The 11,620-nt window shown below is 62.1% G+C and carries 9 protein-coding genes and 1 pseudogene; 1 reads left to right on the forward strand and 9 read right to left on the reverse strand.

Annotated elements, in window-relative coordinates; translation table 11 throughout:
• Window positions 1-23: 23 nt before the first annotated feature.
• The 8 genes from AACY42_RS16715 to AACY42_RS16750 all read right to left on the reverse strand — a co-directional run bounded on the left by AACY42_RS16715 (window position 24) and on the right by AACY42_RS16750 (window position 8,252).
• A complete protein-coding gene (locus tag AACY42_RS16715) occupies window positions 24-1,595 on the reverse strand; it encodes an SPOR domain-containing protein (RefSeq protein ID WP_339481017.1) in 1,572 nt (523 codons plus the stop codon).
• Window positions 1,596-1,604: 9 nt separating this feature from the next.
• Window positions 1,605-2,705: a 3-dehydroquinate synthase gene (aroB, locus tag AACY42_RS16720; protein ID WP_339481019.1), complete on the reverse strand. Its 1,101-nt coding sequence runs from the start codon at window positions 2,703-2,705 to the stop codon at window positions 1,605-1,607.
• A gap of 148 nt (window positions 2,706-2,853) precedes the next feature.
• The gene (gene aroK / locus AACY42_RS16725) at window positions 2,854-3,372 is read right to left on the reverse strand and encodes a shikimate kinase AroK (protein ID WP_339481020.1); all 519 of its coding nucleotides are present in this window, start codon (window positions 3,370-3,372) and stop codon (window positions 2,854-2,856) included.
• A 4-nt stretch (window positions 3,373-3,376) separates the two neighbouring features.
• Window positions 3,377-5,464: a type IV pilus secretin PilQ gene (gene pilQ, locus AACY42_RS16730; RefSeq protein WP_339481021.1), complete on the reverse strand. Its 2,088-nt coding sequence runs from the start codon at window positions 5,462-5,464 to the stop codon at window positions 3,377-3,379.
• A gap of 13 nt (window positions 5,465-5,477) precedes the next feature.
• Entirely contained in the window at window positions 5,478-6,005 is a 528-nt protein-coding gene (locus AACY42_RS16735; protein WP_339481022.1) for a pilus assembly protein PilP, read from the reverse strand.
• Window positions 6,002-6,625 carry a type 4a pilus biogenesis protein PilO gene (pilO, locus tag AACY42_RS16740; RefSeq protein ID WP_339481023.1) on the reverse strand — a complete coding sequence of 208 codons (624 nt, stop codon included), beginning with the start codon at window positions 6,623-6,625 and terminating at the stop codon, window positions 6,002-6,004. The genes AACY42_RS16735 and pilO overlap by 4 nt, the downstream gene beginning before the upstream one ends.
• Complete coding sequence (locus AACY42_RS16745) at window positions 6,622-7,188, reverse strand: PilN domain-containing protein (RefSeq protein WP_339481024.1); 567 nt, start codon at window positions 7,186-7,188, stop codon at window positions 6,622-6,624. Before AACY42_RS16745 ends, pilO begins: the two co-directional genes overlap by 4 nt.
• Window positions 7,188-8,252 (reverse strand): pilus assembly protein PilM, encoded by a 1,065-nt coding sequence (locus AACY42_RS16750; RefSeq protein WP_339481025.1) that lies wholly within the window; start codon window positions 8,250-8,252, stop codon window positions 7,188-7,190. The genes AACY42_RS16745 and AACY42_RS16750 overlap by 1 nt, the downstream gene beginning before the upstream one ends.
• A 207-nt stretch (window positions 8,253-8,459) precedes the next feature.
• Between AACY42_RS16750 and AACY42_RS16755 the strand changes: the two genes are divergently transcribed.
• On the forward strand, window positions 8,460-10,904 hold the full coding sequence (locus AACY42_RS16755; RefSeq protein WP_445261515.1) for a penicillin-binding protein 1A: 2,445 nt from the start codon (window positions 8,460-8,462) through the stop codon (window positions 10,902-10,904).
• Window positions 10,905-11,208: 304 nt separating this feature from the next.
• On the opposite strand, the pseudogene AACY42_RS16760 reads toward AACY42_RS16755, so the two are convergent.
• A pseudogene (locus AACY42_RS16760) lies at window positions 11,209-11,538 on the reverse strand (group II intron reverse transcriptase/maturase); the annotation flags it as partial.
• Between the last annotated feature and the right edge of the window lie 82 nt (window positions 11,539-11,620).

An 11,620-nucleotide genomic window follows, 5' to 3' on the forward strand; every position in this document is an offset into this window, starting at 1 on the left:
GCCTGGGTAAGGCCGCCGAATCTTCAGCGAGTTGCTGCCAGTTCCTGTTGGACGCTGGCGACAGTGCGAGGCCAAGGTTTACCAGCCTGAACCTTCGCTGGCAAGGCCTTGATGGCGGAAACGGCTGCATCACGGTTGGCAAAACTGCCGTAGGTAACGACATACAGCGGCTTGCCGTTGAGGACTTTCTTGAAATAGCGGTACTCACCGCCCTGCTCCTTGACGAAGTTCTGTGCCGAGGCTTCGGAACTGGTGCCAAGGATCTGCACGACGTAGTTGCCCGGTGCCTGGCCAGCGTACCAGCTACCGCCCGCGGCTTTGGCAGCAGGTTTGGCTGCGGGTGCTGGCGCCGCCGGCTTGGCGGCAGGCGCTGGAACCGGAGCAGGCTTGGCGGTGGCCACCTGGGTGGGCGCTGGGGTCGGCTTGGCGGCCGGGACAGGCGTCGGCGCAGGTCCGGCCGGCACGCCCACAGGCGGTGCGGTGGTGGTCACGGTCGGCGGTGTGTCGCTGCTGCCGTCGATCGGTGGCGCCACGCCGTCGTCGCCTTCGGTGACACCACCGGCCGCTTCAGCCAGCGGGCCACGCATGACCGGTTGCGACTGGCCGACCAGCGGCAGCGGCATCGGCTGGGTGTTGCCGGCGAACTCCACTGCTGGCGCACCACCGTTGGGTTGCGGCGCCTCTTGGCCGAGAGGCAACTGCGCCTGTTCGTTGGCAGGGGCACCCGTGGTGGGTGCCTTGGTGCGCCCCGGCATCAGCCAGGCGGCGGCAACCGCGACCACGACGACGGCGGAAATTGCCAATACGTGTTTCTTCGGCATGTTGAACCCCATACTTGGACGCTTCACCGCTGAGCGGCTGGCAATCATGACTTCGATCAAAGCATCGCGGGCGACCTGGTTGATGTTGCCAGGCCAACCGTCGGAGCTTTCGTGAACCTCAGAGATCTGATCGGCGCTGAAAAGTTCGATACCCCGGCCCGCACCCTCAAGACGCTGGGCCAGGTATTCACGCGTTTCTTCCTCGGTGTAGGGCGCCAGCTCGATGACGTGGAAGCGCTCTTCCTCAAGACTCAATTGGTCCAGATCAGCGATCAGCGACGACTCACCAAACAGGAACACATGAGGGCGACCCTCCGGCGCACCGGCCGCCAGGGCCAGCAGGGCCTCAAGAGCCGACTCGTCGAGCTGCTCGGCATCGTCCACCAGCAGATAGACTTCCTGCCCGGTCAGCGCCAGCTGCACGATCTGATCGAGAATTTCACCGATTTCGGCCTGCGCGACGTTCAGCGCCTGGGCCACCTGACGCAATACACCGGCGGCATCGCCGGCGCCACGGGCCGACACCACTACGCTTTGCACGGACTGTTTGTTGGTACTGGCCACCAGGGCCTGGCGCAGCAAGGTTTTGCCGCTGCCCTGGGGACCGGTGACCACCAGCAGCAACTGGCTGTAGCGCGCCAGGTGATGTAGCTGGCCCAGTACCGGCTTGCGCTGGGCAGGAAAGAACTTGAAGCCCGGGACCCGCGGTGCAAAAGGGTCATGACTCAATTGGAAATGGCCGAGGAAAGCCTCGTCGGCATGCAAACTAGTCATCGGATCTTATTAACCTTTAAGCTGAGCCAGGGCGCGGTAGTCCGCTCCCAGCGTGGCCTGTAGAACTTCTTTCGGATAATCATCGGTCACCACCGCTTCGCCCATGTGGCGCAGCAGCACCAGACGCAGACGACCGTCGATCACTTTTTTATCGATTGCCATGTGTTCAAGAAAATCCGCCTCGCTCATTTCCTCGGGCGGAACCACCGGTAGCCCGGCGCGCTGGAACAGACGAATACCGCGATCACGCTCCTGTTCGCTGATCCAGCCCAGGCGCGCAGACATCTCCAGGGCCATGACCGTACCGGCCGCGACCGCTTCACCGTGCAGCCAGACACCATAGCCCATGTGGGTTTCGATGGCATGGCCGAAGGTGTGACCCAGGTTGAGTGTGGCGCGCACCCCCGACTCCCGCTCATCAGCACCGACCACGGCAGCCTTGGCGGCGCAGGAGCGTTCGATGGCGTAGGTCAGCGCCGGTTGATCCAGCGCACGCAGGCGGTCGACGTTCTCCTCGAGCCAGCCCAGGAACGGCTCGTCGCAGATCAGCCCGTACTTGATGACTTCCGCCAGCCCCGCAGACAGTTCGCGGGCCGGCAAGGTATTGAGCGTCGCGGTGTCGATCAGCACCACGTTGGGCTGATAGAAAGCACCGACCATGTTCTTGCCCAGTGGATGGTTGATCCCGGTCTTGCCCCCCACCGACGAGTCGACCTGTGACAGCAGCGTGGTGGGGATCTGGATGAAATCGACGCCGCGCTGGTAGCAGGCGGCTGCAAAACCGGCCATGTCGCCGATCACACCGCCACCCAAGGCAATCACCGTGGTGCGGCGATCGTGGCGCGCGGTCAACAGGCCATCGAAAATAAGGTGCAGGGTTTCCCAGTTCTTGAAGGCTTCGCCATCGGGCAATATCACTGAAATGACCGAGAAGGCCGACAGGCTATGGGTCAGACGTTCCAGATACAGGGGCGCGACGGTTTCATTGGAAATGATCGCCACTTGCCGCCCAGCGATATGCGGCGCCAGCAGTTCGGGCTGGCCCAGCAAGCCTTCGCCAATATGAATCGGGTAGCTGCGCTCGCCCAGATCAACCTTAAGTGTCTGCATGTGTCCCCACAGTGAAGATGGAATCAGGCGTCCTGCCTGCAATTAACGAAAGTCCACGGCGCTTGTTCTGGCGCCAGTTAATGGCCATCCGCCACGCCCCAGGCGGGCCATGACGGGACGTCGAGGATAGCGCATTTCGCCAAGCGCATTAACGGGGAGGCAGTTGCTGAAGGCGATCGAGAATGTCTAGCACCACCATCCGCGGCGGCCGCTCGTCGGTTTCCACCACCAGGTCGGCGATCTGCCGATAGAGCGGGTCACGCAGCTCCAGGAGGTCGCGCAGGGTCTTGGCCGGGTCGGCGGTGCGCAACAGCGGCCGGTTGCGATCCCGGGCGGTACGACCGACCTGCTGCTCGACAGAAGCATGCAGATAGACCACTCGTCCGCCGGCATGCAACGCCCGACGATTGGCTTCGCGCATCACCGCGCCGCCACCGGTGGCGAGCACCACGCCATCGAACGCGCACAGCTCGGCGATCATCGCCTGCTCACGGTCACGAAAGCCCGGTTCGCCTTCCTTGTCGAAAATCCATGGGATATTGGCGCCCGTGCGCAATTCAATTTCCTTGTCGGAATCTTTGAACGGCAGGCGCAGCTCTTTGGCCAGCAAACGGCCGATGGTGCTTTTTCCAGCGCCCATCGGCCCAACAAGAATCAAATTTCGCACAGAATCAACGACTCACAGCAATCGCCTGGTTATTCATGATACGCGGAGTGAGGAACACCAGCAGCTCGGATTTGCTATCCGAGACCACATCACGCCGGAAAAGGCGGCCAAGATACGGCACATCGCCAAGAAATGGCACCTTATCTACAACCTTGCTCTGAGTATTTGAGAAAACCCCGCCAATCACAATGGTCTCGCCATCATTGACCAGGACCTTGGCATTGACCTCGTTTTTCTTAATCGGCGGCACATCATTCACCTTGTTCAGGTAGTCCGGCTCATCCTTGGTGACCTTGACCTCCATGATGATCCGGTTGTCGGGAGTGATCTGCGGGGTCACCTCCAGCGATAGCGAAGCCTCCTTGAACGACACCGACGTAGCGCCGCTGGAGCTGGCTTCCTGATAAGGAATTTCCGTGCCCTTGAGGATCTTTGCCGTTTCCTTGTCGGACGTCACCACCTTGGGTTGGGAGACGATCTCCCCGTTGCCGGTTTTCTCCATGGCCGTCAGCTCAAGGTCCAGCAATACGTTGTCGGTGATGAAGGCAATGCCGATGCCCGAGGTATTGCCCGAGGCGCCCAGGTCGACGAACGGCTGGTTGGTGCTAGTGCTGCCCGGCGTGCCGATGGTGGTGGAGTCGCCCGTGGTGACCCCCGAGGAGCTCCAGTTGCCTTTGTTTTGTATCGAACCGCCCCAGCGCACGCCCAGGCTTTTGTCGTAGTCGACGTTAGCCTCGACAATCCGCGCCTCGATCATCACCTGGCGCACCGGAATATCCAGCTGCGCCACGATCCGGCGCAGTTCGTCAAGGCGGTCCTGGGTCTGGTAGGCAATGATGTTGTTGGTTCGCTCATCGACCGTGATCGTGCCGCGCTCATCGGCTTTCGCCTCGGCACTGGTCACCGACTGGAACAGCTTGGCGATGTCCGTCGCCTTCGCATAGTTGACCTGCAACAGCTCACGCCGCAGCGGCGCCAGGTCGGCAATCTGTTTCTGCGACTCCAATTCCTGGCGCTCACGGGCGGCAATTTCATCAGCCGGAGCTACCAACAGCACGTTGCCGACCTTGCGCTTGTCCAACCCCTTGGTCTTGAGCACGAGGTCGAGCGCCTGGTCCCAGGGCACATTCTGCAACCGCAAGGTGATGCCACCCTGCACCGTGTCGCTGGCCACGAGGTTCAGGTTGGTAAAATCGGCAATCAGTTGCAGGACCGAACGCACCTCGATGTCCTGGAAGTTGAGCGAGAGCTTCTCGCCACTGTAGGCCGCACGGTCGGCGTTGCGTTTTTGCAGGTCCTCGACAGTCATGGGCCGGACGCTGACGGTGAGCTTGTTGTCGGTCTGGTAGGTCGAGTAGTCGAAGGTGCCACTGGGCTCGATGCTGATGGTCGCCCGGTCGCTGCCGGCGCTGGCATTGACGAATTGCACCGGGGTGGCGAAGTCCTTGACGTCCAGGCGCACCCGCAGCGGCTCAGGTAACTGGGTCCTGGCGAAATTGAGGATGATCTTGCCTTCGCGCTCCTGGATGTCCGGGGCGATGGACGGATCAGACAGGTCGATCACCACGTTGCCTTCGCCCTGGGTCCCACGCTGGAAGTCCACCCCACGAATCGCCTTGCCCACCGGCGCACTGGCCCTCGCAGGCGCAGCGCTGGCAACCGCCGGGCGCGGGGCCTGGGCGGAGCTCTTCGGGGCAGCACGCTTCGAGGTGGCGCCCTTGCCAACCACCACGAACAGGTTGTTACCTTCGACCCGGGTGTCATACGGCGCCAATTGGGTAAGCCCGATGATCAACCGGGTGCGATCCCCAGCCTCGACCACGGTGGCGCTGCGTGCATTGCCCCCGCCCAGGTCGCGGCGTTTGCTGGAAAGCTGATTGCTCACGCCCGGCAGATCCAGTGCAATCCGCGCCGGCTGTTCGGTGGTGTAGCCCCGGGGTGTCGGCGGCGGCCCGTCGAAGGTGAGCTTCAACTCGACACGGTCCCCCGGCAACGCCGCCACATCCAGCGTCTTCAGGCTGGCCCCGTGAACCATCGGCGACAACAGCGCTATCCATAGCGAAATACCGAGGGCTGAAAAAAACCTGTTCATTGTTCGAGTTCCACTATGAATGCTCTTTCAAAGGAATGGTCCGTGGTCGCTCCAGCCAGGCACCCTCGCCATCGGGAACGATTTCGACCACATCGACCTGGGCGGCGCTGATGTTGACGATCCGCCCGTCGTTGCGCCCCAGATAGTCACCGACCTTGAGCCGATGCACCCCGCCCGCGCCCCGCAGGAGCGCGAAGGAGCCACGGGCGTTGGAGATCGTACCGACCATTTCAAACTGCTCGATGTTGAAGCCTTCCAGGTACTGTTTGACCCGGTTCGGGTCGGGCCGGACGTTGCGCGAGCCCCGCTGCCGCTCGGCCTGGTCCACGCGGACCTGCCGGGAAAACGGGCCGCGCAGGTTGGCGGCACTGTAGGTAAAGGTTTCGTAGGGCCTGAACGTCGGCGTCGGCTCGATCTTGCCGGGCGGCCGCAGACGCACTTCGTTCATGTAGGCGTCCAGGTCGCTGAAACCGTTGTCGTTACCACAGCCCGCCAGCGCGACCAGGCCTGCCAGCAGGCAGATGCGCCACACCGGCCTCATGGTTGCGCCTCCTGCTCGTTGTACCGGTAGGTCTTGGCCTGGATGCTCATGCGCAGTTTCGTGCCTGCCTCGGGCTCCATCGGTGCGACCTCGAAATCGTGCAGCGTGACAATCCTGGGCAGCCCCGCCACCCCACTGACGAACGTCGCCAGGTCGTGGTAGCCACCGGTCACGGTGATCTGGATCGGTAACTCGATGTAGAACGGCTGGGTGACCTCCGGCAGCAACTTGATTTCCTCGAACTCCAGACCACTGCCCAGGCCGGTGCGAGTAATGTCCTCCAGCAGGCCCGGCACTTCGGTATCGCTGGGCAATTGCCGTAACAGCACACCAAAAGACGTTTCCATCTGCTTCATCTGCTCGGTGTAGCGCTCCAGGTTCGCGGCCATGTGAGCCTTGCCCGCAAATTGCGCCTTGAGGGTATTTTCTTCCTCGCGCACTTGCTGCAACTGGTTTTCCAGGTCACTCAAGGCAACGTTATAGCCCAGCCCCAGCACCAGGACCACCAGCAGGACACCGGACAGCCATTTGATGGGCGCCGGCCAGGAGCCGATGTTGTTGGTGTCCAGATCACCGAGGTCGATCTGGCGCAGCGCGTCGAACCACTCCCCCGGTTTCATTGGCCCTCCTCCGCATCGGCCGGGCGTGTCTGGCGAACCGTGAGCTGGAAAACGTTGGCCTGGTCGAGCTGCCCAGAGGTGGTGGCCTTGACCGCCGTCAGGCTGGGCGTGTCGAACAAGTCCGACGAGTCCAGGTTGCGCATCAGGTCCGAGACCCGGTTGTTCGATTCCGCGGCCCCCTTGATCGAGAGCATCCGGTCTTCCAACTTCACTTCAGTGAAATACACCCCGTCCGGCAGGGTCCGCACCAATTGGTCGAAGATGCGCCCACTGACTGGCCGGTTACCCTGCAGGTCCTGGATGATGCGCATGCGCTCCAGCAATTGCTGGCGACGGGCCTTCAATTCGCTGATCTGCTTGATGCGTTCGTCCAGCACGGCGATCTGCTCGGAGAGATAGCTATTGCGAGCGACCTGGTGGTCGATGGCGCTGTCGATGGACCGAACCGCGACCAGGACCACGCCGACCGCACCGACCAGCGCCCCCACCAAGGCCAGCAAAAAGCGTTTGCGCCGCTCCTCGCGCAACTCTTCGCGCCAGGGAAGCAGGTTGATCCGCGCCATCAGTCGAAACTCCTGAGGGCCAGCCCACAGGCAATCATCAATGCCGGCGCATCACCGGCCAGGGCGCCGGCATTGATCTTGCTGCTCAGGGTCATGTTGGTAAACGGGTTGGCCACCTGGGTCGGCGTGCCCAGGCGCTGCTCGATCAGCCGATCCAGGCCGGTGATCGAAGCCGTGCCCCCGGCCAGCAGAATGTGGTCCACCGCACCGTACTGGCCCGAAGCGAAGAAGAACTGCAGGGACCGCGAGACCTGCTGTACCAGAGCCTCGCGAAAAGGTTGCAGCACTTCGCCGAGATAGTCATCCGGCAGGCCACCCTGCTTCTTTGCCAGGCTGGCCTGCTCGGGTGTCAGGCCATAGCGGCGCTGAATTTCCTCGGTCAGTTGGCGACCGCCGAACAATTGTTCGCGGGTATAGATGATGCGCCCGTTGTGCAGCACGCTGAGGGTGGTCATGGTGGCGCCGATGTCGACAACCGCCACAGTCAGCCGTTCCTGGGAGGCAGCCAGTTGCGTGGCGAGCAGGCCGAAAGCACGCTCCAGCGCATACGCCTCTACATCGACCACCCGGGCCGTCAGCCCGGCGAGCGCCAACGCGGCCTCGCGGACCTCGACGTTTTCCTTGCGGCATGCCGCCAGCAGCACTTCGACGCGCTCGGTACTGCGTGGCGAAACACCCATCACTTCGAAATCAATGGCCACCTCATCCAGCGGATAGGGTATGTATTGATCCGCCTCGATCTTGAGCTGGTTTTCAATGTCATCGTCGGACAAGCCGGCGTCCATCTCGATGGTCTTGGTGATCACCGCCGAACCCGCCACGGCCAGCGCCACGCCACGCAAGGGCGTCTTGGCCTTGGCCAACAGGCGCGACAACGCCTGCCCCACCCCTTCGAGCTCGGCGATGTTCTTCTCGACCACGGCGTTGGCTGGCAACGGTTCGACCGCGTAGGACTCGACGCGGTATCGATCGCCCTGGCGGCTCAACTCCAGCAACTTCACCGACGTCGAACTGATGTCGATCCCCAGAAGCGCATGGGCTTTTTTATTGAAGAGTCGTAGCACTACCAATTCCCTATGACTATCCGTGAGTTACGGACTCTCTAATATGCATTGCGTTCAATCACAGCGGTCCGACGGACGTCGGGATGGCATTCCCGAGGACAAAAAATGCTTATAATGCTCAGCGTTTTTTTTCGCTTTGTTGCAAGCACGGGTCCATCCCTGCACCTGGCGCCTTTTCATTCTTTGCCTGGATACCCAAAAGCCTTGATTCGTCTGCTGAAATTTTTCGGATGGTCCATCGTCGCCGTTTTCTGCGGACTGCTCTTGGGCCTGAGCGGTGCCTTTCTTTACCTTAGTCCGGGATTGCCGTCCGTGGAGGCGCTGAGAAGCATTCAGTTGCAGATTCCGTTGCGGGTGTACAGCAGCGACAACAAATTGATCGCCGAATTTGGCGAAATGCGCCGCACGCCAATCCGTTTCGCCGACATTCCCCCCAATTTCATCAATGCGTTACTAAGTGCTGAAGACGACAACTTCGCCAATCACTACGGCGTCGACCCGGGCAGCCTGATGCGCGCCGCCAGCCAGTTGGTCAAGAGCGGACACATCCAGTCCGGCGGCAGCACCATCACCATGCAGGTGGCCAAGAACTTCTTCCTGAGCAGCGAGCGCAGCTTCTCGCGCAAGACCACCGAGATCCTCCTGGCCCTGCAAATCGAGCGGCAGCTGACTAAAGATGAAATCCTCGAGCTGTACGTGAACAAGATTTACCTGGGCAACCGCGCCTACGGCATCGAGGCGGCGGCGCAGGTGTATTACGGCAAGTCGATCCGCGATGTGAGCCTGGCACAGATGGCGATGATTGCCGGCCTGCCCAAGGCCCCCTCGCGCTTCAACCCTCTGGCCAACCCGGCGCGCAGCAAGGAGCGGCGCGACTGGATCCTGGGGCGCATGTACAAGCTCGGCAAGATCAGCGAGGCCGACTACACCGCCGCGATCAATGAACCGCTGAACGCCAGCTATCACGTACCAACCCCGGAAGTGAATGCCCCGTATATCGCCGAGATGGCCCGTGCCGAAATGGTCGGGCGCTATGGCAGCGACGCTTACACCGAAGGTTTCCGCGTGACCACCACGGTGCCAAGCAACTTGCAGGAAATGGCCAGTACCGCACTGCATGAAGGCCTGATGACCTACGACCAGCGTCACGGCTACCGCGGCCCTGAATCACGCCTGCCGGGCAAGACCAAGGAAGCCTGGGCCCTGGAGTTGACCAAGCAGCGCACCATCAGCAGCCTGGAGCCGGCGATTGTCACGTCGGTGGACAAGGACGGCATCGAGGTGCTGACCCGCAACAGCGAGCAGGAGGAACACGTGGCCTGGGACACCATGAAGTGGGCCCGCCCGTTCCTCAATACCAACAGCATGGGCGCCAACCCACGGCAGCCATCGGACGTTTCCCAGGTCGGCGACCTGATCCGCGTCCAGCGCCAGGCGGACAACACCCTCAAGTTCAGCCAGCTCCCGGCAGCCCAGGGTGCCCTGGTGTCCCTCGACCCGCTGGACGGTGCCATCCGTTCGCTGGTGGGTGGCTTCGCTTTCGAGCAAAGCAACTACAACCGCGCGTTGCAGGCCAAGCGCCAACCGGGCTCGAGCTTCAAGCCGTTCGTCTACAGCGCCGCCCTGGATAACGGCTACACCGCCGCCAGCCTGGTGAACGATGCACCGATCGTGTTCGTCGATGAATACCTGGACAGGGTCTGGCGACCGAAGAACGACACCAATACGTTCCTCGGCCCGATTCGCTTGCGTGAGGCGCTGTACAAATCCCGTAACCTGGTCTCGATCCGCCTGTTGCAGGCACTGGGCGTGGACCGCACCATCGACTACATCAGCAAGTTCGGCTTCAACAAGCAGGACCTGCCACGCAACCTGTCCCTGGCCCTGGGCACCGCGACCTTGACGCCGTTGGAAGTTGCCATGGGCTGGAGTGCATTTGCCAACGGCGGGTACAAGATCACCCCGTACATCATCGACAAGATTGAGAGCCGCAACGGCGAGACACTGTTCGCCGCCAACCCGCCACGCGTGCCCACGGGTGAGCAGGCCAGCGATGGCGTCGCGGCACCGTCCACCGAGACGTTTACGGTCAATGCGACACCGGGCGAAGCCACCACGGCCCCGGGCCTGCCGCAGACGCCCGCCATCGCGCAACGCATTGTCGATGGCCGTACCATCTACATCCTCAACAGCATGCTGCAGGACGTGATCAAGCTCGGCACCGGCCGCCGCGCCCTGGCCCTGGGTCGCACGGACCTGGCGGGCAAGACCGGTACCACCAACGAATCCAAGGACGCCTGGTTCTCCGGCTACAACGCCGATTACGTGACCACTGTCTGGACCGGTTTCGACCAACCCGAAAGCCTGGGCCGCCGCGAGTTCGGTGGCACCGTGGCACTGCCGATCTGGATGAACTACATGGGCGCCGCCCTCAAGGACAAACCGCCTCACACCCAGCCAGAACCGGAAGGCATCCTCAGCCTGCGGGTCGATCCGGTCAGTGGCCGCACTGCGACGCCAAGTACCCCGGGTGCGTACTTCGAACTGTTCAAGAGCGAAGACACGCCACCGTCGGTCAACGAGCTGGGCAACGGCTTCGCACCGGGCAGCCCGCTGCCGGCGGACGAAGTGGCGCCGATCGATTTGTTCTGACCGCCCCCACATCCCTGTGGGAGCCGAGCTTGCTCGCGATAGCGCCAGCCCTGGTAAACCAAAACCCGTGGCGAGGGAGCCTGCTCCCGCTGGGCTCTGTAGGAGCTGCCGAAGGCTCGGGCCGCGTTCGGACGATCTTTTGATCTTTCGCTTGGGATTGAAGTGCCCTTGGAAAGATCGCAGCCTCGTTTCACTCGACAGCTCCTACACAACCGAGCGGGAGCAAGCTCCCTCGCCACGGGGTTTGGATTGAGGCTCAAGCGTTGGGCTGAGAGACCTGGGGTATTGAAAGATTGTCATTGCGAGCAGGCGGATGATACTCGCCGGCCAGCAACCGAGCCTTTAGGATCGGCCAATGCTGATTCGTGTAGTACGCCAATTGCTCCACCGTCATGCCATCGGCATCCGGTGAGCCCTTGTTGCTGACCACACCTTGATACGCACGCCGCAGGTTAGCGGGAGCTTGAACCGCTCCATCGGCGTGTTCGGTTTCGAGTTCGTCCACGCCACAGACGCTGCCGATGCCTGCGCACTGCCAACCCCAAGCCCTGGATTCCGTCCAGCGCTTGGGGTTACAGCCCTCTTGTGGAGAGATTTCTGCTTTTGACGAGACTCTGACGCCTACGGGCGACATAACCTGTTCGGCCCTTCATCGACCCGGTTACGACGATTACTACGGCGTCAGCTGACTTCTCCACGCTCATCCCGTCGCCTCC

The sequence above is a fragment of the Pseudomonas sp. RL_5y_Pfl2_73 genome (assembly GCF_963970515.1).
Lineage (GTDB): Bacteria > Pseudomonadota > Gammaproteobacteria > Pseudomonadales > Pseudomonadaceae > Aquipseudomonas.

Coding starts and splice junctions, on each gene's coding strand:
- AACY42_RS16715 (WP_339481017.1), bottom strand. CDS start 1,595: ATGACTAGTTTGCATGCCGACGAGGCTTTCCTCGGCCATTTCCAATTG.
- aroB (WP_339481019.1), bottom strand. CDS start 2,705: ATGCAGACACTTAAGGTTGATCTGGGCGAGCGCAGCTACCCGATTCAT.
- pilQ (WP_339481021.1), bottom strand. CDS start 5,464: ATGAACAGGTTTTTTTCAGCCCTCGGTATTTCGCTATGGATAGCGCTG.
- AACY42_RS16735 (WP_339481022.1), bottom strand. CDS start 6,005: ATGAGGCCGGTGTGGCGCATCTGCCTGCTGGCAGGCCTGGTCGCGCTG.
- pilO (WP_339481023.1), bottom strand. CDS start 6,625: ATGAAACCGGGGGAGTGGTTCGACGCGCTGCGCCAGATCGACCTCGGT.
- AACY42_RS16745 (WP_339481024.1), bottom strand. CDS start 7,188: ATGGCGCGGATCAACCTGCTTCCCTGGCGCGAAGAGTTGCGCGAGGAG.